19 protein-coding genes are annotated in these 25,318 nt (G+C 42.9%); 15 read left to right on the top strand and 4 right to left on the bottom strand.

What is annotated here, in order from left to right:
• Window positions 1-69: 69 nt before the first annotated feature.
• Window positions 70-861 (bottom strand): zinc ABC transporter permease subunit ZnuB, encoded by a 792-nt coding sequence (gene znuB / locus OC443_RS14530; protein ID WP_073581363.1) that lies wholly within the window; start codon window positions 859-861, stop codon window positions 70-72.
• A complete protein-coding gene (gene znuC / locus OC443_RS14525) occupies window positions 854-1,639 on the bottom strand; it encodes a zinc ABC transporter ATP-binding protein ZnuC (protein ID WP_073581365.1) in 786 nt (261 codons plus the stop codon). The genes znuB and znuC overlap by 8 nt, the downstream gene beginning before the upstream one ends.
• 75 nt (window positions 1,640-1,714) lie before the next feature.
• Here znuC and znuA point away from each other — a divergent pair, with 75 nt between their 5' ends.
• The 9 genes from znuA to OC443_RS14480 all read left to right on the top strand — a co-directional run bounded on the left by znuA (window position 1,715) and on the right by OC443_RS14480 (window position 13,675).
• Window positions 1,715-2,599 carry a zinc ABC transporter substrate-binding protein ZnuA gene (gene znuA, locus OC443_RS14520; protein ID WP_073581367.1) on the top strand — a complete coding sequence of 295 codons (885 nt, stop codon included), beginning with the start codon at window positions 1,715-1,717 and terminating at the stop codon, window positions 2,597-2,599.
• 517 nt (window positions 2,600-3,116) lie between these two features.
• Window positions 3,117-3,347, top strand: a complete 231-nt coding sequence (locus OC443_RS14515) for a FeoA family protein (RefSeq protein WP_073581369.1) — start codon at window positions 3,117-3,119, stop codon at window positions 3,345-3,347.
• Window positions 3,344-5,614, top strand: a complete 2,271-nt coding sequence (gene feoB / locus OC443_RS14510; RefSeq protein WP_073581371.1) for a Fe(2+) transporter permease subunit FeoB — start codon at window positions 3,344-3,346, stop codon at window positions 5,612-5,614. Before OC443_RS14515 ends, feoB begins: the two co-directional genes overlap by 4 nt.
• Window positions 5,611-5,856, top strand: a complete 246-nt coding sequence (locus OC443_RS14505) for a FeoC-like transcriptional regulator (protein WP_073581373.1) — start codon at window positions 5,611-5,613, stop codon at window positions 5,854-5,856. Before feoB ends, OC443_RS14505 begins: the two co-directional genes overlap by 4 nt.
• A 605-nt stretch (window positions 5,857-6,461) precedes the next feature.
• Entirely contained in the window at window positions 6,462-8,369 is a 1,908-nt protein-coding gene (locus OC443_RS14500) for a M6 family metalloprotease domain-containing protein (protein WP_073581375.1), read from the top strand.
• A gap of 490 nt (window positions 8,370-8,859) precedes the next feature.
• Window positions 8,860-10,128: a cellulose binding domain-containing protein gene (locus OC443_RS14495; protein ID WP_073581377.1), complete on the top strand. Its 1,269-nt coding sequence runs from the start codon at window positions 8,860-8,862 to the stop codon at window positions 10,126-10,128.
• A gap of 122 nt (window positions 10,129-10,250) precedes the next feature.
• Window positions 10,251-10,838 carry a TetR/AcrR family transcriptional regulator gene (locus tag OC443_RS14490; RefSeq protein ID WP_073581379.1) on the top strand — a complete coding sequence of 196 codons (588 nt, stop codon included), beginning with the start codon at window positions 10,251-10,253 and terminating at the stop codon, window positions 10,836-10,838.
• Between the two features lie 181 nt (window positions 10,839-11,019).
• Window positions 11,020-13,023 carry an oxidoreductase gene (locus OC443_RS14485; protein WP_073581381.1) on the top strand — a complete coding sequence of 668 codons (2,004 nt, stop codon included), beginning with the start codon at window positions 11,020-11,022 and terminating at the stop codon, window positions 13,021-13,023.
• 226 nt (window positions 13,024-13,249) lie between these two features.
• Window positions 13,250-13,675 (top strand): DoxX family protein, encoded by a 426-nt coding sequence (locus tag OC443_RS14480; RefSeq protein WP_234976350.1) that lies wholly within the window; start codon window positions 13,250-13,252, stop codon window positions 13,673-13,675.
• Between the two features lie 91 nt (window positions 13,676-13,766).
• Here the strand turns inward: OC443_RS14480 and argS are convergent, their stop codons facing one another.
• Entirely contained in the window at window positions 13,767-15,500 is a 1,734-nt protein-coding gene (argS, locus tag OC443_RS14475) for an arginine--tRNA ligase (protein WP_073581385.1), read from the bottom strand.
• A gap of 304 nt (window positions 15,501-15,804) precedes the next feature.
• On the opposite strand from argS, the gene OC443_RS14470 reads away from it, so the two are divergent.
• Window positions 15,805-16,401 (top strand): VOC family protein, encoded by a 597-nt coding sequence (locus OC443_RS14470; protein WP_073581399.1) that lies wholly within the window; start codon window positions 15,805-15,807, stop codon window positions 16,399-16,401.
• A gap of 29 nt (window positions 16,402-16,430) precedes the next feature.
• On the opposite strand, the gene OC443_RS14465 is transcribed toward OC443_RS14470, so the two are convergent.
• Window positions 16,431-19,208: an insulinase family protein gene (locus OC443_RS14465; protein WP_073581401.1), complete on the bottom strand. Its 2,778-nt coding sequence runs from the start codon at window positions 19,206-19,208 to the stop codon at window positions 16,431-16,433.
• 255 nt (window positions 19,209-19,463) lie between these two features.
• Here OC443_RS14465 and sixA point away from each other — a divergent pair, with 255 nt between their 5' ends.
• The 5 genes from sixA (at window position 19,464) to OC443_RS14440 (ending at window position 25,291) form a co-directional block, all read left to right on the top strand.
• Window positions 19,464-19,937, top strand: coding sequence for a phosphohistidine phosphatase SixA (sixA, locus tag OC443_RS14460; RefSeq protein ID WP_073581672.1), 474 nt, complete (start codon window positions 19,464-19,466; stop codon window positions 19,935-19,937).
• 140 nt (window positions 19,938-20,077) lie between these two features.
• On the top strand, window positions 20,078-22,171 hold the full coding sequence (gene flhA, locus OC443_RS14455) for a flagellar biosynthesis protein FlhA (protein ID WP_073581403.1): 2,094 nt from the start codon (window positions 20,078-20,080) through the stop codon (window positions 22,169-22,171).
• A 31-nt stretch (window positions 22,172-22,202) separates the two neighbouring features.
• Window positions 22,203-23,663 carry a flagellar biosynthesis protein FlhF gene (gene flhF, locus OC443_RS14450; protein ID WP_073581405.1) on the top strand — a complete coding sequence of 487 codons (1,461 nt, stop codon included), beginning with the start codon at window positions 22,203-22,205 and terminating at the stop codon, window positions 23,661-23,663.
• A 13-nt stretch (window positions 23,664-23,676) separates the two neighbouring features.
• Window positions 23,677-24,564, top strand: coding sequence for a MinD/ParA family protein (locus OC443_RS14445; protein ID WP_073581674.1), 888 nt, complete (start codon window positions 23,677-23,679; stop codon window positions 24,562-24,564).
• Window positions 24,557-25,291 carry an RNA polymerase sigma factor FliA gene (locus OC443_RS14440; RefSeq protein ID WP_073581407.1) on the top strand — a complete coding sequence of 245 codons (735 nt, stop codon included), beginning with the start codon at window positions 24,557-24,559 and terminating at the stop codon, window positions 25,289-25,291. The genes OC443_RS14445 and OC443_RS14440 overlap by 8 nt, the downstream gene beginning before the upstream one ends.
• Window positions 25,292-25,318 lie beyond the last annotated feature (27 nt).

The raw sequence follows: 25,318 nt of genomic DNA, 5'->3' as shown, positions 1-25,318 counted from the left end.
GCTTTGATTTAAAAACCCCGGGCTGGAAGTCCGGGGTTTTTCTTTGCGTTGGTAAACCGGGCGGTTCTGTCAGATTTTTTGACCGGTTTTTATGAAATTAAACAGAAGAAACAGAAAGCTTGCAGAGACGACAACAGATGGTCCTGCCGGTGTATCAAATTCCCATGAAAGCCATAACCCGGACAAGACAGCGATACAGCCAATACACGAAGCAAATATCGCCATTTGTTCCGGTGTTTTGGAAATTTTTCTGGCAGCAGCTGAAGGAATGATGAGCAAAGATGTCATTATCAATGCACCAACAAATTTCATTCCCACCGCAATGACCAGCCCGATCATCAACATCAGTAATAATCGCATCAAATCAGTTGGTGTGCCTTCTACTGCGGCGAGTTCTTCATTGACGGTTGATGATAAAAGTGGTTGCCAGATGAAATATAAAATAGCCGCAATCACGACAACACCGCCCCAGATGAAATACAAGTCATCTGGGGCTATGGCCAGTAAATCGCCGAACAGATAGCTCATCAGGTCAATACGAACATCATTCAGAAAGCTGACAGCTATCAAACCAATCGACAATGAACTATGGGCAAGTATTCCCAGCAGTGTATCGGTTGATATCACTTTTTGTTTTTGCATGGTGACAAGTACAGCTGCAATCATCAGACAGCAAACTACCAGTGCAAGGTTCAGGTTGATATCCAGCAAAAAACCAAACGCTAAACCCATCAGGGATGCATGGGATAGAGTATCACCGAAATAAGCCATTTTACGCCAGACGACAAAAGAGCCTAAGGGTCCTGATATCAGCGCGATTCCAAGACCGGCAAGAATTGAAGGAATTAATAGATCAATCATGGTGATGATGCTCGTGGGAGTGATGGTGACACTCTGTTGCCTCTCCGGATACCGGGTATCCGGACAGATCATGGTAGTGTTGATGCTGATGGTTATAAAATGCAAAAGTTTCGTCAGTGGGCTGACCAAACAAAGCGATATATTTAGGATGGCGGGTGATCTCAGCCGGTGCACCATGACAACAAATATGATGCTGCAGGCAAATAACATGGTCCGTTTTAGCCATGACTAAATGGAGATCATGGGAAACCATGAAAACGGCACATTCAAATCGTTGTCTCAGAGAATGAATTAAATTATAGAGATCGATTTGTCCCTGAACATCAACACCTTGTGTCGGTTCATCAAGAACGAGTAGATCGGGTCGTTGTAATAAAGCCCGGGCCAGTAAAATCCGTTGACTTTCGCCACCAGATAACTGATGCATGTTGTGGTTGGTTAAATGTTCAGCACCAACTAATTTTAATGCGCTCATTTGTTCCTGCTGACTGAAGCGTCCTGCAAGTTTAAGAAATCTTATGACTGTCAGAGGCAAGGCCTCATTTAAACGTAGTTTTTGCGGGACATATCCGATTTTCAGGCGTTCTGGTTTGATGATTTTCCCGGAATGAATGGGTTGTAGTCCGAGTAATACTTTCACTAATGTTGATTTCCCCGCACCATTCGGGCCAATCAGAGTTGTGATTGTTCCTCTGTCTACAGAGAGACTGACATGATCCAGAACCAACCTCCGGTTGAACTCAACACAGATATTTTCTAATTTTATAAGAGAGGACATGAGATAACCCGGTTGTTTGATGTTATGTTATAATGTAACATAACATTAATATTAGTTACTCTCTGAGAAAAAGTCATGAAGTATTTCCGTTTCATACTACTTTTTACTGCTTCGGCATTATTTTCTTTACCATCTTTCGCAATGAATGTACTGACCAGTGTTAAGCCGATACAGCTTATTTGCTATGAGTTGATGGCAGGTATCAGTAAGCCGGACGTATTGCTTGCTGCAAATACATCGCCGCATGATTATGCACTACGGCCTTCAGATGTAAAGCGAATCAGGCAAGCTGATTTAATTATATGGTTTGGAGAGGGGCTGGAGCCATTTCTTACCAAATCATTGAGTCGTCATCCAAATGTATTAACGATTAGTCAGTTGCCTGATGTTCATTTCAGACATTTTGAGCCTGGCCATCATGATGACGGACACCACCATCATGGCAACATTGACCCACATTTTTGGCTGGGGATTGATGTCGTTCGTGATGTTGCAACTGAAATAACGAAACGTTTGGCTGTTGCGGATCCGGAACATGCTGAGCAATATCAATCTAATTTGTCTGATTTTATCAGAAAACTGGATAAAACGGATACGCAGATAAGGAATGAATTATCCTCAGTCCATGCGCAGCCTTATTATGTTTTTCATGATGCATATGCATACTTCGAAAAGCGTTATCATTTAAATAATATCGGCCATTTTACGGTAAATCCTGATCGGAAACCCGGGGCAAAAACCCTGATAAAAATCAGAAAAGTTTTGAGCCAGCAGCCTGGAATCTGTATTTTTGCTGAGCCTCAGTTTTTACCGGCTGTGATTAATTCAGTGACGCGTGGAACTGATGCAAAGAAAGGGACATTAGATCCTCTGGCTACGGACATTGAAGTCAGTGCCGGCGGTTACTTCCGTTTTATTAATCATATCACTAAGCAGTTTACAAATTGCTTAAATAATTAATATGCTGATTGGCGGCCTGAGTGTCGTAAAAAAGGTCATGATATAGCCGCAAGGGCTATATCATGGGCGGAATTCGCCATCAATGAGATATACCTGGTTGTTAAAACGAAGGTTTATTTGGAATATCTCTTTCGACTAAAGAATAAATAGTAGGACTCATACCGTACAGCAGAATAATGCTATCAATCCCCCCTACTGTACTAGCATAAGCGTTTGAAAGCATAACACTACATCTTGTTTCAGTCAGTCTTATTTTTAGAATTCTGGTGAACATATGACTTTATTTTGACTTTATTGTTGTTTAATTAAACAGTTTTTGCTTTTTTAAGACGATGATTTATTGAATTTTACTGAAGTATCTAGCATGAATTTGACACTTCATGTCTTACCTGTCCACATCTCTGGTCCTGATTCCAATCTAAAAATTTTTTGATTTACCTCATGAATTGTGAGGGAATTCGGTGTATTGTACGTAAGTGATAACGACAACGATAATACTTCTCAATAGGTATTGAAAATGAAACTAACTCAACTTGAAGCAGGGCAAAGCGCACAGGTGAAAACTTTTCACCACCTTTCAGAATCTGTCAGAAAACGTTTAATGGTTATGGGAATATTACCTGAAACATCCATTCGGTTAGTCAGACGGGCACCTTTGGGAGATCCCTTACAGGTTGAAGTCCGGGGAGTGCTACTTGCAGTCAGGGAGACGATCGCCTCTGCGATTGAAGTCGGAGATGTGGAATGAAATATAAAATTTTAACCGTAGGTAACCCAAACAGTGGGAAGACAACACTATTCAATGGTTTAACTGGTGCCAAACAACAAGTGGGAAATTGGGCTGGTGTCACCGTTGAAAAGAAAACCGGTAAATTTTCTCATGCCGGAAATGAATTTTTGCTGACAGACTTACCAGGTATCTATGCGCTGGACAGCGGTAATGATAGTCACAGCATTGATGAGTCTATTGCATCAAAATCAGTTCTGTCACATCCGGCAGATTTGATTATTAATGTGGTTGACGCGACCTGTCTTGAACGAAGTTTGTACATGACATTACAGCTTCGGGAGCTTGGTCGTCCGATGGTTGTCGTTTTAAACAAAACGGATGCACTGAAAAGAGAAAGATTAACGATTGATAGCGCAGAGTTAGAGAAAGTTTTAGGTTGTCCTGTTTACGCGTTGTCTGCCCATAATAAATCTCAGGTGAAACAGTTCAAAGAAAGTATGCATAAAGCCTTGGTTCAGGGCATTCCTCATCGCGAGCTGGCGCTTGATTATGGTGAAGAATTCGAATCAATGCTTTCTTCTGTTTCGCCTTTATTTGAAGATGAAGAAGTATCTGCAAGAGCGCTGGCGATCAGAGCGTTGGGTGATGACAGTCTGGTTCTGAACCGTCTTACAACAGAAAGTCAGCGTGAGGTTACCACGACACGTCAGCAGAGCTCTTTAGATGTTTATTTGCATGTTGCGGACGTGCGTTATACTTTCCTGCATAACCAATGTCAAAGAATCCGGAAAAGCCAGGGGAAACTCGGACGCAGGTTTACTGAGTTAGCAGACCAGGTTGTCTTGAATAAATGGGCTGGTATTCCATTTTTCTTCTTTGTGATGTATCTGATGTTTATGTTCTCAATTAACATTGGTAGTGCATTTATTGACTTTTTCGATATCTCTGTTGGTGCATTACTTGTGGATGGCGGACATGCATTACTGGATAATCATCTTCCGGTATGGCTGACGACGATCATTGTGGATGGTATTGGTGGTGGTATTCAGACTGTCGCAACCTTTATTCCTGTAATTGCCTGCCTGTATTTATTCCTTGCGGTACTTGAAAGCTCTGGTTACATGTCCCGGGCTGCTTTTGTACTGGACAAAGTGATGCAGAAAATCGGTTTGCCAGGCAAAGCATTTGTTCCGTTAGTTTTGGGCTTTGGATGTAACGTACCATCGATCATGGCAACCCGGACTTTAGATCAGGAAAGAGAAAGACGACTTTCTGCTGCGATGGTGCCATTTATGTCGTGCGGTGCGCGTCTGCCTGTTTACGCCTTACTTGCAGCGGCCTTTTTTCCTGAATCAGGGCAAAATATTGTTTTCCTCCTTTATCTGATTGGTATTTTAGTCGCCGTATTTACCGGAATTGTTTTACGCCATACGATTTATCCCGGAAGCAGTGACAGTTTGTTGATGGAAATGCCTGACTATGAAGTTCCTACACTGCAAAACGTCTTGATTAAAACCTGGCAGAAACTGAAAAGGTTTGTTTTAGGTGCCGGTAAAACTATCGTGTTAGTTGTGGCTATGCTGAGCTTTTTGAATTCTGTCGGTACCGATGGAAGTTTTGGTAATGAAGATAGTGAAGTGTCTGTTTTATCGAAAGTTTCTCAGTGGGTGACCCCTGTATTTAAACCTATTGGTGTTGAGCAACATAACTGGGAAGCGACGGTCGGGATTATTACCGGTATTTTTGCAAAAGAAGCTGTTGTCGGAACGTTGAACAGCTTATATTCAACCGGCGGTGATGATGAGGGCGAGTTTGATCTGGCAGCCAGTCTGAAAGAAGCGGTGATGACCATACCGGATAACCTGAGCTCATTAAGTTATTCTGATCCTCTGGGGATTGAAGTTGGTGATTTATCTGATACAGCAACAGTTGCAGAAGATCAGGGGGTTGATACATCAATCTTTGGTAATCTGAAGCAGAACTTTAATGGTGAATCAGCCGCGTTCTCTTATCTTGTGTTTATTCTGCTTTATACCCCTTGTGTCGCAGCATTAGGCGCTTATGTACGTGAATTTGGTACCCGGTATACGAAGTTTATCGCGATCTGGACGTTTGGTTTGGCTTATTGTCTGGCGACATTATTGAATCAGGCCGCACATTTTGGTGAGCATCCTGTACAAAGTGGTATCTGGATTACTGTGATTGTTGCTGGTGGATATATGCTTTACCGCTGGTTGAAACACAAGGGAAATGTCTTAGAACAACTCGAGGTTCAGTTAGTATGATTCTTCATGAGCTTAAAAGTTATCTGGAAAAGCATGGCACTGTCACTCAAAAGGAGCTGGCCCGTCATTTTCATCTCAGTGAAGATGGTATTGATGCGATGCTGAGTGTCTGGATGAAGAAAGGTGTAGTGTCGCGGTTAGTGGATACCCGGAAAACACTCTCTTCCGGCTCAGAAGTGACCAGCCAGATAAGATACCGGATGAATCCGGAACAGGCTCTTTCACTGACAGTGATTATGTGAATAATTTTTGAATCTTAATCATAAAAAAAGCAGCTGCTATTGCAAATATGCAAATAGCAGCTGCTTTTTTTTATTCACTGTCAGTGATACAACATGAATCTTCAGAGATATGTGAATAAATTGAATATTATCAGGTAGAAACCTGTCTTTAGTTCACTTTATTTATATACCCAAATGACCTCAAGATGCAGGATTCAGGGCTTCATCAACAGGTCAGTTCAAGGAAAACAACCGAAGGAATGATGACGCCTTTCGAGGTTGTTTGACGCCTGTCCTGCGTGACTGATTTTCAACGTAGAATGACTATGTCTTCAAATCAGCGCCTTGTCTCAGAGCCTGATAAATCTCACTGAAACCTGCATCTTCAGGTTGTTTGGGTATATCGTGTTGTAATAAACAGGAGGATAAATAGTATTTAATCAAAATGATAAAGTGATTTTTAATTTAATTAATTCATAAGTTAAAGCTTTATTTTCTGGTGGGTTTTATTATTCGTATTTAAATAACCAGATGATTTGATTGTATGACTTTTTTAGGTTAAAAGTATCACCGCAAACTGAAAATTATTTGTTGCGTCAGTTTGTTATAAAGGTGAAGGATTTAAAATGAAAAATAAAATTACACTCGGCTTATTCGGTTTAACTTTAGTAAGTCAACTCGCTTTTTCAGCAGTTCCATATCATGGTAAAAATTATCAGTTTACCCAGCCAAATGGCGATGTAATTACGCTTGTATTGAAGGGGAATGACTATTTTGCAGAACAAAGAACAAAATCAGGCCGTCTGGTTGTTTATGATAATAACCTTAAGGGAATGGCTTATGCCAAAGTGTCGTCTGATGGAAGTCAGCTGATATCAACCGGAGAATTAGCGGTTCAGTCAGACAATGAACTGTCGATGATTTCTACCATGAATCAACAGGGGTTAACTGCATCAGCAAAAGCGAAAATAGCTGAGAAAAGACGTCAGGCTATGATGAAAGTTCAGGGGGAGAGTCCTTTAGGAAATACGTTGATAGGTACTGCTTCATCATCAACTGTGACCGGCTCGCTGAAAGGATTAACTGTGATTATTGATTTCCCTGATGAGTCAGGGACGATCACCAAGTCTCAGGTTGAACGGTTTCTGAATGATTTAAGTTATCATGAATTTGGCAATTTTCAGTCGATTCGCGGCTATTTTCGTTCGGTCTCCGGTGGCAAGCTTGACTACACCAATGTCGTTACAACTTATTATACGGCGAAACACAAGAAATCTTACTACGCAGATTCAAGCCTTGAGTCCTCAGTCAGGTCTCAGGAGTTGATTCATGAAGCTTTAAACTGGCTTGAAAATGATCAGGGTTTTGATTTTTCGTCTTTATCTACTGACAGTCAGGGACTGATTAAAGGCCTGAATTTTTTCTATGCCGGCAAATCAGACAGTTCCTGGGCAAAAGGATTATGGCCTCATATGGGAGGGTTAAGTCCGCGCTTCTGTGCTGATGGTGTTTGTTCGAATCTTTATCAGATTTCAGATATGGGAAGCAGTCTTGCCATTGGTACTTTTGCACATGAATCAGGACACTTAATTGCTGGCTGGCCGGATCTTTATGACTATGACGGAAGCTCTCTGGGCTCGGTTGCCAGTTTTGGTATCATGGGTTACGGCTCTGTCAGCCAGACCAGTGAATTGCATCCGGTGCCGCCTGTTGCGCCATTGCGTGCGCTTGCCGGGTGGGACAGTGTGACTGAGCTGAACCCTGCTGTAAATACGAATGCACCTCAGGGGCGTCTGTCTGCCAGGTCCGGATCAAATACAGTATATAAATGGACCAATCCGGCTAACTCTAAAGAAGCTTTTTATATCGAGGCAATTTATCGTTCGGGACAAAATACAGAGCAGCCTGATCAGGGATTAGCAGTATGGCACGTTGACCCCAGTGGCGATAACTCAAATGAATGGCATCCGTATATTCAGATGGAACATGCTGATGGATTGCGTGATCCGGAAAATAACCGCAATTATGGTGATAGCAAAGATTTATATCACGAATATGGTGAGTTTACCGCTGCCTTACCAAATGCGCTGACATCTAAGGGAACGAATTCATTGTGGTGGAATGGAAGTGAGTCTGGCCTGAATATTACCGATGTATCATCACCAGCTGAAACGATTTCCTTTACCATAACCCCTGGAGAGGTGACTTCGCCAACTACGCCGACGACTCCAACATCAGACACGCTTGTGTATACCGGTACTTTATCTGACAAAGGTGAAAACATTGAACCGGATGGTAATTGGTTTGAATATAGTGGTGGAACAATGACACTGACGCTTGAAGGCCCTTCAAACACAGATTTTGATTTAAAAATTATGAAGTGGGATAACCAAAGTTCATGGACTCAGGTTGCTGCTTCTGAAGCTTCAGGTTCCAGTGAGAAGATTTCTTATCAGGCAGAAAAGGGTTATTATTATTTTTCTGTGAAATCTTATTCAGGTTCCGGTCAATATAAATTATCCGTTACCAAATGAATCAATATTTAATTTTTCTCTGAACAAAATAGAAAGCAGACTATTGTGTCTGCTTTCTATTTTATAATTTTAACTGACTTATTTCCTGTTAAGAAAAACATATAGTTCTGTCATCTGACTGTCTGGTTTTTATCTGGTTTTGATGTGTTTATATTGTGGATGTTTATGCCAAATAATTACACTAAAATTGACAGTTTTGTTATTAATTTTTTTATCCTGACATGTTGTATGTTTTATTATTATATATTTTGGTATCAAGGCTCAATTATATAGGTGACGTCTCTCTTTTTAATTTGATAAAAGCTAAAATCATTCAGGCCGTATTTAGTTTGAATACGCTTATAAAAGTATCCGTTCGGATTGAAATTGTAGTCGTCATTGGTGCTTATTTCTGGTTTGAGTCAGTTCTGGTAACCGGGATGTTATCACCTTTTACTTTGCCATAATTTCAATAAGTTGGATTTTTACTAATTTAACGAGGCCATTTTTTATGAAAAAAAAGTTAAAACGTCTTGTTGGTTGTGTTGGCTTAGCCTCACTTCCAGTTATAGCAGGATCAGCATACGCGCTGACTTCCGGAGCTGGCGAGGCTACTCTGTCTTTGCAAAATAGCTGGGGAAGTGGTTATTGTGCAAATGTCAGTGTTACAAACAATGGAGATGCAAATATTACAAGTTGGGTTGTCGAACTTGATTTGAAAGACGCGACAGTGAATAACTTGTGGAATGGTACACTGGACGGCTCCACAGTGACGCCATCGGGGAATGGAACGATTTCTCCGGACTCAAGTGTATCATTTGGTTTTTGTGCCAGTGCATCTGGTAGCGTTGTGACTCCTGAAATTGTATCACTTTCAGTTGAAGGTGGTGGTGATACCGGTGGCACCTCAGGTGGTGACAATGGTGGAACTACAGGTGGTGACAACGGTGGAACCACTGGTGGCGACAATGGTGGAACCACAGGTGGCGACAACGGTGGAACCACCGGTAGTACAGAATATGAACCAATTGAAACTGGTTGTAGTGGGTACGCAACCCGATTCTGGGATTGTTGCAAACCGCATTGTGGCTGGAAAGAAAACGTACCAACCGGTTTGAATGCATTACAAAGTTGCTCTGTTTCGAACTCACCACTAACGGATTTCAGTACGCAAAGTGCCTGTAGTGGTGGCAGCGCCTATACGTGTTTTTCTATGATTCCGTTTAAAGTGAATGATGATTTATCGTATGGGTATGCCGCCACATCAAGTGGTGATGTCTGTGGCCGGTGTTATCAGCTCCAGTTTACCGGAGAGTCTCATAACTCTTCTGGTGATCCGGGTTCTGCTGCACTGAAAGGAAAAACTATGATCGTTCAGGCTGTCAATATCGGATACGATGTCAGTGGTGGTCAGTTTGATCTGTTGGTGCCCGGCGGCGGTGTCGGTGCATTTAATGCGTGTTCAGCGCAGTGGGGTATTTCCTCAAGTGAGCTGGGTTCTCAATATGGTGGTTTACTTGCAGCCTGTAAGCAGGAAATCGGCTGGAATGCATCTCTTGATGAGTATAAGAGCTGTCTGGTTAAACGCTGTAACAGTGTCTTTGGATCGCGTAACCTGACAGAAATGCAGCAAGGTTGTTTATGGTATGCTAACTGGTTTGAAGCTGCCGATAACCCGGCGCTAAAATATAAAGAAGTTGCATGTCCTTCCGAGCTCAGCTCGAATTCCGGTATGGATCGGGGTTCGCTTGATGACGTCAGTACTGCATGTGGTAATTAATATTTCTCAGTCATAAAAAAGAGGGAGTCGATTAACTCCCTCTTTTTATTTGTGATATCTGCTATTCTGTCATGCTATTTCAAAGCTTATCTGATGTTAAGTTTCTATGTTCAGGAGGACACTTGAAAAAGAAAATACTGACCCAACGCCAGCTACAAGCGCAGAAAACAAGACAACACATCTATGATGTTGGATTAATGTTGATGCAAAAAAATGGCTATCATGCAACAACCGTGAGCCAGATTAGTAAAGCAGCTAAAGTTTCAGTGGGCGCTTTTTATCATCATTTTCGTTCCAAAGAAGATATCCTTTCCCATATTTATGAAAATGCAGACAGCTACTTTTTGCAGGTTGTGAAAACAGATATTTGCTCAGGTAAAACTTCTGAACAGGTTGTCGAATTTTTTCAGCACTACGCAGAGTATAATCTCCAGGTTGGCATTGATACGATGAAAGTCCTTTATCATGCTGATAACATTTGGTTTTTAAAAAAGAACCGTGGTATGCAGCAGGTACTCCGGTCGATTCTGGAAACAGGACAAGCAAACAACGAGATAACCTCTGAGCAAAGCTCTGATGAGATATCAGACTTCTTATTTATGAGTGCCCGGGGTGTTGTTTTCAACTGGTGCATGCAAAATGGCCGGAACGATTTGCTTCAGGATATGAAAGCCTATATGCAGCGTCTGGTGACTCTTTTTCTGCTTTAAATTATTTATTTCCGGAAAATGATACGGATGATGTTGTTGATCCGTCTCATTATATCCTGCAACTGTTTTCTCATTTTTTACTCTCTTGATGTATGTCTGATTTTAGGTGCAGAAACTGTGTTACTTTTTGGCCGAATGCATTCGGTTAAATCATGAGCAGAGTAATGACCTGGAGGGCTGTATGAGAAGCAAACACTATCCGAATCTTTTTGAACCGATAAAAATTGGTAAAGTTGAGATAAAAAATCGTTACATGTTGGCCCCGATGGGACCGGGGGGATTTTGCAATGCTGATGGCAGCTTTAATGAAAGGGGCGTTGAATTTTATGTCGAGCGCGCCCGGGGTGGTGCAGGCTTGATTATGCCCGGCGTGACTAAAGTTGAAAATGACATTGAGCCTTGTGAACTTCCGATGATGCCATGTCCGACATTAAATCCGGTGAACTTTATTAAAACCGCAAGACTGATGACAGAAAGAGTTCATAGCTATGATGCTAAGATCTTTTTGCAACTGTCAGCCGGGTTTGGACGGGTTGGGATTCCTGGATTAGTCAAAACTGCGATCGGTCCTTCTGAAATCCCGCATCGATGGTTACCTGATGTGACTTGCCGGGCACTGACAATCGAAGAAATCCGCACTTATATCCGTAAGTTTGCTGATTCTGCGGAGATCTGTCAGAAAGCAGGATTTGATGGCGTTGAAATACATGCAGTCCATGAAGGGTATTTATTGGATCAATTTGCAATTAAATTCTTTAACCGCAGAACTGATGCATACGGTGGTTCGTTAGAAAAACGCTTACGCTTTGCTACTGATATTGTGAAAGCAATTAAAGTCCGGTGCGGTCAGGATTTCCCGGTGACGCTGCGTTACAGCATCAAAAGTTTTATCAAAGACTGGCTGAAAGGTGGTTTACCCGGAGAAGAGTTTCTCGAGAAAGGTCGTGACATTGAAGAAGGTATTGAAGCAGCGAAGTTGCTTGAAGCTGCTGGGTATGATGCATTAAATGGGGATGTTGGATCTTATGATTCCTGGTATTGGAGCCATCCACCGATGTATCAGGATAAAGGCCTTTATCTGCCGTACAACGAAATTTTAAAACAAGCGGTTGATATTCCTGTGATTACTGCCGGCAGAATGGATGACCCTGAACTTGCATCCAGAGCGATTGCTGAAGGCAAAACAGATATGATAGGTCTGGGCAGACCTTTACTGGCTGATGCAGATATTCCTAACAAAGTCAGAGCCGGGCAGGCAGATACAATTCGTCCCTGCCTTTCCTGTCAGGAAGGATGTATGGGAAGGCTGGCAAAATATACGATGATTTCCTGCGCGGTCAACCCTGCTGCCGGAAGAGAACGGGATTATGCACTGACTCCGGCACTGAAGAAAAAGCATGTCGTGATTGTTGGTGGTGGTGTCGCGGGAATGGAGGCCGCCAGAGTTGCGGCTTTACGGGGTCATCAGGTTGATTTATACGAAGCGGGTGACAAGCTGGGTGGTGTGGTGCTTGCCGGAGGTGTGCCTGACTTTAAAGAGGATGATCTGGCATTACTGGATTGGTACAGAAATGAACTGCAGGATAATCAGGTTAATATTCACCTGAATACGCCAGTGTCCCGGGATACATTCAATGATATCAGACCGGATACCGTCGTTATTGCAACTGGCTCACAGGCTAAAAAGTTTGATATTCCCGGAGCCAGTCAGGTTTACACTGCAACTGATGTCTTGTTAGGCCATCAAAATGCTGGTGAGAGTACATTGATCATTGGTGGCGGACTGGTCGGTTGCGAAACGGCTTTATGGCTGAAAAATCAGGGTAAGCAGGTTTACATTGTCGAGCGGGAAGATGAATTGCTTTCGCTGGCCGGGCCGTTATGTCATGCCAATAGTGATATGCTGCTTGAATTGCTTGATTATAAAAATGTTCAGGTTTTCACCCGTTCGAAAGTCACTGAACAAACAAATGATGGTGTCGTGATTTATCATCAGGATTCGGAGACAAAAACACTGGTTCCGGTTGATTCTGTGATTCTGGCTATCGGTTATGATTCTGAGCGCCATCTTTATGATCAAATTAAATATGAAATACCTGATATACATTTAATCGGGGATTCAAGAAAAGTACAAAACATTATGTATGCTATTTGGGATGCATATGAAGTTGCCAGAAATATCTAAATGTTTTTCTGAATCGTAGTGAAAGAAGACGAGCCAGGTTTCCGGGCTCGTCTTCTTTGTTTTAAGATAATTTCTTTTTATAGACTTACAGTAAATAACCGATAAGGTTGTTGATTAAACACAATAAAAGTATTCAAAAAATTAGACAGAGACTGTCTGATATCACTCGTAGTCATCGGTCTGTAGATTTATATACTCAGTTATTATTCGAACAATAAGGGTACAGATGATGAAAGCACTCATTGATAAAGTTGAAATGGGATTTGATTTCCCGGAGTTAGGTAAGCTCATACTTCGGGTTAGTTTTAGTCTGATGTTTTTACTTCATGGTATTCATAAGATTTTTGCCGGAACTGCATTCATTCAGGGATTGTTTATCAAGGCCGGACTGCCCGGGTTCATGGCATATGGGGTATATTTGGGAGAAGTGGCTGCACCATTACTGATTATTTTAGGTTTGTATACCCGGGTTGCCTCTGTTTTTATTATTGGCACTTGTCTGGTTGTTATCGGGCTGCTGCATACGGGGGATTTGTTCTCTCTGAATAAATTTGGTGCCTGGGCTGCAGAAGATATCGGAACTTATCTGTTTGCGGCAATCTCTATTTTTTTCCTGGGTTCCGGAAAATATGCGGTGCGGCCTAATCTTTGATGTGATGAGCTGGTGCTGATACAAATAACTAATCCGGTGTATACCGGATTAGTTATTTAAGACAGGTCGTTTGAGACGGATGATGTGAAGCTTACATCCGTTCCAGCGTATTGATGCCCAACAGGTTTAATCCCTGTTGGATCGTTTTTGCTGTCAGGGCAGACAGCCTCAGGCGACTCTGTTTTGTTACGTCATCATCTGCTGTCAGAATCGGGCAGGCTTCGTAAAAACTGGAGAATTGACCCGCCAGTTCAAACAGGTAATTACACAGAATATGTGGCTGGCCTTCACGGGCGACAGACTGAACAGCTTCTTCAAACTGAAGTAGCCGCGCAACCATCGCTTTTTCCCGATCATCGCTAATATGAATGTCCCCGGACAAATCATCAATAGAGATGCCGGCCTTGGAGAAGATAGATGCGATCCGGGTGTAAGCGTACTGCATATAAGGTGCTGTATTTCCTTCAAACGCCAGCATGTTATCCCAGTCAAAAATATAATCAGTCGTTCTGTTTTTGGATAAATCCGCATATTTGACCGCTGCCATTGCCACCGTTGAAGCAATATGTGACTTTTCTTTCGGTGATAGCTGTGGATTTTTGCTCTCGATGAGTTTTGTCGCACGTTCCTGGGCTTCATCCAGTAAGTCAGCCAAACGAACCGTTCCGCCTGCACGGGTTTTAAATGGGCGGCCATCTTTACCCAGCATCATACCGAATGCATGATGTTCTAAAGAAACTTCTTCCGGAATGTAACGGGCTTTGCGAACAATTGTCCATGCCTGCATCAGATGCTGGTGCTGGCGTGAATCAATAAAGTAAAGAACCCGGTCTGCTCCCAGTGTTTCATAGCGGTATTTAGCGCAGGCAATATCCGTCGTTGTATAAAGGAAACCTCCATCCCGCTTCTGGATAATGACGCCCATTGGTTCGCCATCTTTATTTTTGTATTCGTTCAGGAATACAACCTGAGCGCCGTCATCTTCCTGTGCGATACCTTTTTCTTTCAGGTCAGTAACAATCTCAGGAAGCATGTCGTTATACATACTTTCACCCATCACATTGTCACGGGTCAGAGATACATTCAGACGGTCATAGTTTTTCTGGTTCTGTGACATGGTGACATCAACCAGCTTTTTCCACATTCCGGTACAGAACGGGTCACCACCCTGCAGTTTAACGACGTAATTTCTGGCTGTTTCTGCAAATGCTTCATCTTCGTCATACAGTTTTTTAGATTCACGGTAAAATGTTTCCAGATCCGATAGTTCCATTGAAATCTCACCGGAATCATTCTGAATTCTTTCCAGATTCGCAATCAACATACCGAACTGGGTTCCCCAGTCACCGATGTGGTTGGCCCGGATAACTTTATGGCCGAGAAACTCCAGAGTACGGACAACTGCGTCCCCAATGATGGTTGAGCGGAGGTGGCCAACATGCATTTCTTTAGCCACATTTGGTGCGGAATAGTCGGCAACAATCGTTTGTTGTGGTTCAGGTGCAATACCAAGACGCTCATCAGCCAGAGCAAGACTGGCTTGCCCGGCAAGAAACGATTCACTCAGAAAAATATTAATAAATCCGGGACCGGCAATTTCTGTTTTACTGGCGATGCCATCTAAGTCAAGCGCATCTAAGACTTTCCCGGCAAACTCTCGTGGGTTCATACCGAGTTTTTTAGCGACACCCATGACGCCATTTGCCTGATAGTCGCCAAATTGTGGTTTCGCTGACTGGCGGACAGCGGCCGGGCTGCCAGCCGGGGCACCTGCGGATTCCAGAGCCTGAGTAACTCTGTCATTGATTAATGCTTGGATATTCACCTGCTTATCCTTCAATTTTTAGAATATGATGACTCTGTATCATTGCCAGGGTTCGCAGACCCTGGAGAGTTGGGACACATATCTCGATTTTTAACGAAAATTGGCCAACATGATAGCAATTATATTGCTTGGCTTATAGTGAGAAAAAGCCGAAATTATCCACTTTTATTCTGATAAGATCATTCAGTTTTTTTAATCGTTAATTTGCAGAGCATAAAACCGGCTAAAATACGGATATTCATTCATACATGAGCTGATTGAATTGTTCAGAAGGTCGGTTTTTTGTCATAAAAAGGGGAAATTCATGCAGTATGTATTAACGCAGAAACGGCTGACTCCGGAGTTGATGTGTGAAGATATTTCCGGGTTTACGGATAAGATTTCTCAGTTGTGTGAACTTCTGGACATGGATCTGACCGAGCTTGAAATAGATCATATTGCAATGCGGATTAATGATCTGGACACAACTCAAGCGGTGCATCAGGTGTGGATGCGGCAAGGGCAGGTAATTTCAGAGTCATTGATTCATGGCAGACCCATTATTGTGATTGAATTAACTCAGCCTCTGAAGCTGGGCCAATGGCAGACAAAATATCTGGAGTTGCCATATCCGGCAGAAGGGAAGCATTATCCGGTTGAAGGATGGGAGCATGTTGAATTTGTGATTCCGTCAACAGCATTAACTGCTGACGTGTTTTTTGCAGAGCTTTGCCGGAAATTCCCACGGATGAAAGATAATGCGAAAAAGCATCACATTCAGATTAAACAATCGTCGCCTCAGGCTGAAGGAGAAAGGTTAGTTAACCCGACGATTGCTTTCAAATGGAATCATGTCTGTATCAAACTTCACCCGAATTCATTAAAAGATGTGATTGCATCAGAGCAAAGCCTGCACGAATAAGTGACTTAATGACCTGTGATGACATATCATCAACCTACATCATAGGCTTTAGGCATCAGCTGAAACTCGTGAATTGAACTGATTTCTCTGCCGAGAGTGAGTTCCTGAGACGCATGATGTGCATTTCCCCGGGTATACATAATCAGACGATTTGCGGTGCGTGGTTTTAACTGATTGACGACAAAGCGGATCATATCTGAACGGGACAGATGTTTGAGTTCCTGGAGTACCTGTTCCCGCTGTGAAAATTCAGTGTCTTTATTGCCGATAGCGACCCACAAACGTTGTGCCCGGTTGCGCAGTGAGGTATCCGGTGCTGAAATCTGGTTCCATAACCCCCGTTTACTGCTATGCCACTGGTATTCGCTCAGCTCAAGCAGGACCAGATAGAACGCATTCAGGAACTCATCAATTGAGGCCATTAGTTCTGCCGGGCCGGCGTTTGGTGATTGTACGTAGAGCACGATCCCAGGGTGTTTATTGAGTGGGAGATTGCCAGTGCCAACCATATAACCAAGTTGTTGTTTAGTCCTGATTTCATGAAAAAAAGTTGCTGACATCAGGTGATTGGCAAGTGAATAGAGTGCGATATTTTTAGGTGAAGTACATTCACTTTGATAGTAAATAACAACTGCTGAGTCGTCCTGATCACAATGAATTTCATGTCTGAAAGTCCCCTGCTCCCCAAGCATAATCAAAGGTCTCAGAGACTCTTCCGACTGAGCATCTTTTACGTGCAGTGCCTGAATCAGATCCTGGCCAATATTTAATGCATCTGATTTTCTCCAGTCACCATAGATAAACATCTCAATGTGGCGTTCTGACAGCATTTTATCAACAAATGGTGACAGTTCATCAACATGGATTGTCTGGAGTGCTTTCAATAAGTCATGATAAGGTGGATTATTGGGTTGTAAAATTCCCGTCATTGCATTGAATAATTGGGAAATAGGCCGATCTTTTGATGCGTTTCTCCAGCTTCTTTCCAGTTGTTGTTTAATTGAATCGAAGCGGTGTTTCACGAATTCCCGACGTTCAAACCGATCAAGAATCACTTTAAGTAGCTCAGGTTGTTTTTGACTGAATCCGGAAATTGATAGTGTGACACCGCCTTGATGGGCATACATGTTATATCCCATTCCCGCGATCTCTGCCTGGTAGGTTTTTTTAGCCAGAGAGTCCAGAAATAATTCAACGCATAACCGGGTCATGACGATATTCCGGGTATTTTCAACTGCATAAGGACTATCTATCGCAACATAAATGACGCCCTTAGGAACACTAAATTCATTATCCTGCATATGCCAGAGGCGAAATTCCGGCGTTTCATGAATAATTTCCGGATTAGTATTGAAAGACTCAGAAGGCTTCGGTGTGAGGTCACTGCATATAAAGCGGTTTTTTTCAGGTAATTCAATCTTGAGATCGCAGACCGGAGAGTGGAATGCAGCACGTTGCTCTTCTGTGAAAGGGGTGACGGAGTATGGCGTAAAATACCATTCAGCCGTTTGATTATAGTCTTTACCCTGAGCAAATAATGTCACTCTCAGATTATCTGGTACAAAGTCGTCGAGAATCTGACGCAACAGGGATTCATCGTAACCATCCATAATATAGTCGCCACATACCACATCATCTTCATGATAATGCTGCATGTTCATCACCAGATTATTCACCATTTCCATCGGGCGGGTTGGCTCCTGATAACGAAAAGCAGCATTGAGGACGGTTTTCTTCTCTTCATACCGCCAGCTCTGGAGTCCCTGAGTCCGAATCAGGTCGATATACCGGAAAACAGCCTGGATGATATCATCGGTGTATTTCAAACCTTCTTCCGTTAAATGCATACTGACAGTAAACTCACGATAATTACTGCCACTGATCCCGCCTCCGGCTGATAAACTGGTAATCCATCCTTTTTCTTTCAGAGCCAGCATCAGGCTGTCTTGTCCTTCATAGCCCAGCAGATGGGCAAAATATGATAGCGGCTTTATCCGGTAATGTTGGGTCATTCCGCTGAGGGGGAAAGCCAGCGACAGCTTTCTGATATCTTTTAACGGTTCTGCTTCGATTTGTATCCCGGTTTGTTTCGGAGTGACAAAAGGGACAGAGAGCGATTTTCCACGTTTATTTTTATTTGTAATGGCAGAAAAATACTGAGTGGCCCAGCCTTCCAGTTCATCCAGAGACTCAGGTCCGAATATAACCAGTGTCATTAAGTCTGAAGAGTAATTCTGCTGATAAAAATCGAGAATTTCCTGACGTATGCTCTTTCCGTTTCTGTCTGATAATGTTTGCAGGTTGCCCACTGAAAATTTTGCAAACGGGTGCTGTGGATTTATTGTTTCTTTGTGAACCTGATAAAGTCTGCGGGTATCGTCATTGATTTTTAGTTTATATTCAGATTCAATCGCCAGACGTTCTTTATCGAGAGCATCTTCATTGAAGAGTGGTGATATAAAAAAAAGGGCAAAGCGATCCAAAGCTTTTTCGAAAGCTGCCGGAGTAATATCAAAGAAAAAACAGCTATGCTCAGTGCCTGTCCATGCGTTGTGTGAACCGCCATGCTGGCTGATAAAATTTTGAAATTCTCCGGTTTGCGGATGTTTTTCTGTACCGAGAAATAACATATGCTCGAGATAGTGAGCTAGTCCGGGGCGGTCTGATGGATCGTCGAAGTGACCAACATTGATAGCTAGTGCTGCCGCACTTTTAGGAGTATCTTCATCGTTAATTAATAGTACTCTGAGCTGGTTTGGCAGAGTAATGTACCGATAACTATTGGTGTCATTGGGGCTGATATACACGCTGAAGGCCTCCCGGCGAATGCTGATTTAATTTTTATTATTACTGATTATGACTAGTATGACGTTGAAAAGGTTCAGAGCCAACTGTAAGTAATATTTTTATGAGTAAAATTATTTTAATTTTCTTGGTGTTAAGAAGGTCAGTTTGGACCGTTACAACGTTACGGGATAATGGTGGAGTACTTTTATTTAAAGGCTGGTGAATACACATTATCGCAGTAATAAGATGATTTTTAAGGTTAATCGTATATGAGTATAAAAATTTTTATTATGCGTCATGGTGAAGCTGGATTTAGCGCATCAGGTGATGCAGAACGTCGTCTGACTGTTCGTGGCAAAGTGGACTCTGTCAGCGTTTTGCAGCAGGCGGTAGCTCATGAGAAAATTTCTGTAGACAGAGTGTTGGTCAGCCCTTACCTGCGTGCTCAGGAAACATGGCAGGAAATTACCGGTTATGTCAATGCCAAAACGGTTGAAACCTGTGATGACATCACGCCTTATGGGCAGGCTGAGCATGTTTTCAGCTATATGATGGCTTTGGCTGAGGTTGATAAAATTGAGTCATTCTTTTTAGTCTCACATTTACCTTTGGTCGGATACTTAACCAGTGAGTTTGTCAGGGATGTGACGCCACCAATGTTTCCGACCTCTGGATTGATTTGTCTTGAATATCAGCCGGAAAATCAACAAGGCCAGTTACTTCAACGTTTTTTTCCAACTGTATCTTAGGTCTTTCGTATTTGACAGATAACGCCAAAGTGAGTAGCCATAAATTTGACAGAACTATGGTGTGATAATTGCATGTAACTGCTTCATCGAGTGCAGTTCTAACTACTTATTTCTGTTTAGAAAGTTTTTATTGGTTATCTATGAAGTTTTCGTTGCCTTTTGCGGATAAACTACCGTCAATTCCTCAGCGTAATATGCCGGCCATTGGTGCTCCGGTCATGGTGCTTGTTACGCTGGCGATGGTCGTTTTGCCTATTCCCGCGTTTTTACTTGACCTGTTTTTTACTTTTAACATTGCATTAGCAATGGTGGTTCTGCTTGTGACGGTATACACCCGGCGCCCGCTGGACTTTGCAGCTTTCCCGACTGTGTTGCTGATATCGACATTGCTCCGTCTGGCACTGAACGTGGCTTCGACCCGGGTTGTGTTATTACATGGTCACGATGGTGCGGATTCGGCCGGTAAGGTGATTGAGGCTTTCGGTAATGTTGTGATTGGCGGGAACTATGCCGTTGGTTTAGTCGTCTTCCTGATTCTAATGATCATTAACTTTATGGTTGTGACCAAAGGTGCCGGAAGGATTTCCGAGGTAAGTGCCCGCTTTACCCTAGATGCGTTGCCTGGTAAGCAGATGGCCATTGATGCAGATTTAAATGCAGGGCTAATCGATCAGGATCAGGCCCGTTTGCGCCGGTTTGAAGTGACAAAAGAAGCTGATTTTTATGGCTCAATGGATGGTGCTTCAAAATTTGTGAAAGGCGATGCAATCGCCGGTATCTTAATTCTGTTTATCAATATTGTTGGTGGTTTATCGATTGGGATGATTCAGTACGATCTGAATTTTGGTGATGCGATAAAAATCTATACGCTGCTGACTATTGGTGATGGCTTAGTTGCTCAGATCCCGTCTCTGTTACTATCGATTGGCGCAGCAATTATGGTCACGCGTCAAAATACTGATGAAGATATGGGGCAGCAGGTTATCGTTCAGATGTTCGATAACCCGAAAGCACTGACTATCACGGCATCCATTTTGGCCGTGATGGGAATTGTCCCGGGAATGCCGCACTTTGCATTTATTTCTTTAGCGATTCTTGCTGGTTTTGGCGCATATTTATTACACAGAAAACAGAAAAAAGCCTCTGAAGAGAAAGCCGCTCCTGAACCTGATTTGTCTGATTCCCCCCAGCAAAAAGAGTTGTCATGGGATGATGTTCAGCCTATTGACATCATTGGCCTGGAAGTCGGCTATCGTCTGATTCCTCTTGTCGATCGCGAGCAGGGAGGCGAACTGCTCGAACGGGTAAAAGGCGTCAGAAAAAAACTATCTCAGGATTTTGGCTTCTTAATTCCTCCTGTTCATATCCGGGATAATCTTGAACTTCCTCCCAATAGTTATCGGATCACGCTGATGGGTGTTGCTGTCGGAGAAGCTGAAATTCGCCCGGACCAAGAGCTGGCAATTAACCCGGGTCAGGTGTATGGCGCGATTGAGGGAGAAGAAACCTATGATCCTGCTTTTGGCCTGGAAGCTGTGTGGATTGATGATGAACACAGAGAGCATGCTCAGGCGCTTGGCTATACTGTGGTTGACTCTTCTACAGTATTGGCGACTCACTTAAGTCAGCTTTTGACGAATAATGCTTCTCAATTACTCGGACATGAAGAAGTACAAAATCTGCTTGATATGCTTGGACGTTCCGCGCCGAAGTTAATTGAAAACTTTATTCCGGATCAGCTATCGCTCGGCGCGGTCGTTAAGGTTCTTCAAAACCTTCTGAATGAAGCGATTCCTATCCGGGATATCAGAACGATTATTCAGACGCTTGCTGAATACTCAGGAAAGAGTCAAGAACCTGACATATTAACTGCTGCTGTCAGAATTGCTTTAAGAAGGTTAATTGTACAGGAAATCAATGGGATAGAACCTGAGTTGCCCGTCATTACACTGATTCCTGAGCTGGAACAAATATTGCATCAAACGATGCAGGCTGCTGGTGGTGAATCTGCAGGGATTGAACCTGGATTGGCTGAGAGACTTCAGTTCTCGTTAAGTCAGGCAACACAAGAACAAGAGTTGAAGGGAGAACCTGCCGTATTATTGACATCTGGAGTATTAAGAACGACGCTCGCAAAATTTGTCAAAAATACGATACCGAATTTAAGGGTTCTTTCTTACCAGGAAATTCCTGATGAGAAGCAAATCAGAATAGTACAGGCTGTAGGGAATTAGCAGATAAATATGGCAATGGTGGATTACTGCATTGAAAATTAAACGATTTTTTGCCAAGGATGTAAAAACAGCATTATTACAAGTCAAAGATGAGCTTGGTGATGATGCGGTGATTATGTCAAATAAGAAAAATGCTGGTGGTGTTGAAATCGTCGCGGCCGTTGATAGTGAAAATGTCATACCCAAGAATCAGGCCCAGCATCATAATCCCAAGTCACAATATCGTCAGGGTAACCCTGCGGCTGCGGATTATACGGGTGGTCGCCGTTTGAAAGAAGATCAGGTGAATATCGGAACTAACTCTGCTGATCGTAATGGTAAACCGACCATGACTCAGCAATTTGCGAGTTTGTTGAAACATTATACGCCTAATCAGTCAGGTAGTACTGAGTCTGAAGCGAATTCTTTGTCTTCATTACTTCAGAGGCAGGGAAAGGGAAATAAAGAACAGAGTCACCATGAAAATCCCCTGACTCAGCGTTTGCTGGATGAGCAGCAAACGGAACAGCATTCTAATCAACTTGATCCAACTCGGTTTATCCGGCGAAACCCACGGGAAGAGGAACAACCTAACCCTGATATTGAATTAATGAAGGATGATATTAATTCAATCCGCCGGTTGTTAGAGCATCAGGTTTCCGGACTCATGTGGCAGGAAGTTGAACGCAGAGAGCCACTCAGAGCTATGTTAATCAAGCGGTTGTCCCGCATGGGGGTTTCTTTAGAGCTTGCCGATCAATTAGCATGTTACATTCCTGAAGAAACACCACCGCCCAAGGCATGGAAAGCATTACTTGGATTGGTATCGGATCAAATTCCCATCTCTAAGCTGGATATCTTAAAGAAGGGGGGTGTTGTTGCTTTGCTTGGGCCGACCGGCGTAGGAAAAACAACAACAATTGCGAAACTGGCTGCCAGAGCTGCTATGGAATATGGTGCAGATGAAATTGCACTTGTCACAACGGATACTTATCGTATTGGTGCACATGAGCAACTGGCTATATATGGAAGAATTATGGGATGCCCTGTAAAAGTTGCTAAAGATTCCAAAGAGTTAGCCGATGTTATACACCAACTGAGAAATCGTCGTCTGATTTTGGTTGATACAGCAGGAATGGGACAACGTGATGTTCGTCTTTCCGAACAGCTCGATACATTGATGCAGGACCGGGGGAGTGCTATAAGAAGTTATCTGGTACTACCTGCAACAGCCCAGCGAAAAGTATTACAAGAAACGATTGATCATTTCAGACGGATTCCATTATCCGGATGCATTATGACGAAGCTGGATGAATCCCTGAGTCTGGGGGAGTTTGTGAGTGTTATTGTTGAAAATGCTTTACCTGTAGCATATATCGCTAATGGCCAACGAGTTCCTGAAGATATTGTTGTCGCCCAACCTAAATATATGGTTGCAAAAGCAAACGAGTTGCTAGAAAAGTCGGCAGATAATGAGCCTCACTACTGGAGTAGTGACTCGGAGAGAATCTAGGCGGCGAGTGGATATGACAAATAAGATGATTTACGACCAAGCAAGCGGCCTGCGCCGCTTAAATGAGCCGACACTGACGAAAGTTATTGCTGTGACTGGCGGTAAAGGAGGGGTTGGCAAAACAAATGTCACATTAGGAATGGCAATGAGTATGGCGCGTCAGGGCAAAAAGGTCATGGTGCTTGATGCTGATTTAGGCCTGGCTAATGTGGACGTTATGTTGGGTATCCGGCCGAAGAAAAATCTGGGCCATGTGCTGGCCGGAGAATGTGAACTTCAGGACGCGATTACTGAAGGGCCTCTTGGTATCAGAATTATTCCTGCAACTTCCGGGACTCAGTCCATGGTCGAATTATCTCATGCTCAGCATGTCGGTTTAATTCGGGCTTTTGGTAGCCTGGAAGAAGAGATGGATGTTCTTTTAATTGATACTGCTGCGGGAATTTCAGACATGGTGGTCAGCTTTGCCAGAGCTGCTCAGGATGTTGTTGTTGTTGTATGTGATGAACCAACCTCGATCACAGATGCTTATGCTTTGATAAAACTGCTCAGCAGAGAACACCAGGTACAGAGGTTTAAAGTGGTTGCCAACATGGTACGCAGTTACCGTGAAGGGCGTGAATTATTTGCTAAGTTGACCTTGGTCACAGAGCGTTTTCTTAATGTAAGTATTGAGCTCGTCGCTTGCATTCCTTTAGACGATAATGTTCGACAGTCAGTTAAAAAACAAAAAATTGTTGTGGATGCTTTTCCACGTTCGCCAGCTTCGCTTGCTATTAGCTCTTTAGCCAATAAAGCGTTAACATGGCCTATACCACGAACACCAAGTGGTCATTTAGAATTTTTTGTAGAGCGCTTGCTTAATCGTACAGAGATAGTCGGGGAACCATTTAGTGAATAAGGCGTTAACTTACAATCAATATGGAAATATCAGCAGCCAACAAGCTTTTTTGGAAAAATACTCTGAGTTGGTCAAGCGTATAGCACATCATTTGATTGGACGTTTACCGCCGAGTGTGCAGGTAGAAGATTTAATTCAGGCAGGTATGATTGGCTTGCTTGAAGCTCAAAAAAATTATGATGGAAGTAAAGGCGCCAGTTTTGAAACCTACGCAGGGATTCGTATACGGGGTGCAATGCTTGATGATATCCGTCGTGGAGATTGGGTTCCAAGGTCGGTTCATAAGCATAATCGTGAGATCAGTCAGGCAATTTCAGCATTGGAAGGTGAATTAAATCGGGATCCGACTGATTCTGAGGTTGCTAATTTTTTAGGAATGTCGTTAGATCAATACCATAGCATTATAACTGATATTAATTGTTCGCGTATTATTGGGATCGAGGACTTGGGTGTATCAGAAGATGTTATATCTCCTTTTGATGTTGATGGCGATAGTTCACCATTTAAAGGTGTTGCTGACGAGTTATTTCGTAAAGCATTAATTGAGTCAATAAAATCGCTTCCTGAACGTGAAGCTTTGGTACTTTCGCTCTATTATGATGAAGAGCTAAACTTAAAGGAAATCGGTGAAGTACTTGGTGTAAGTGAATCTCGCGTAAGCCAAATATTGAGCCAGACGATGCAGCGTTTAAGGACAAAACTTCGTTCTTGGACACAAAATGATTAATATCACTGATTCTCATACTCAGTGGAG

Source organism: Vibrio quintilis (genome assembly GCF_024529975.1).
Classification (GTDB): Bacteria; Pseudomonadota; Gammaproteobacteria; order Enterobacterales; family Vibrionaceae; genus Vibrio; species Vibrio quintilis.
This window is presented reverse-complemented; position numbering and strand designations above follow the sequence as displayed.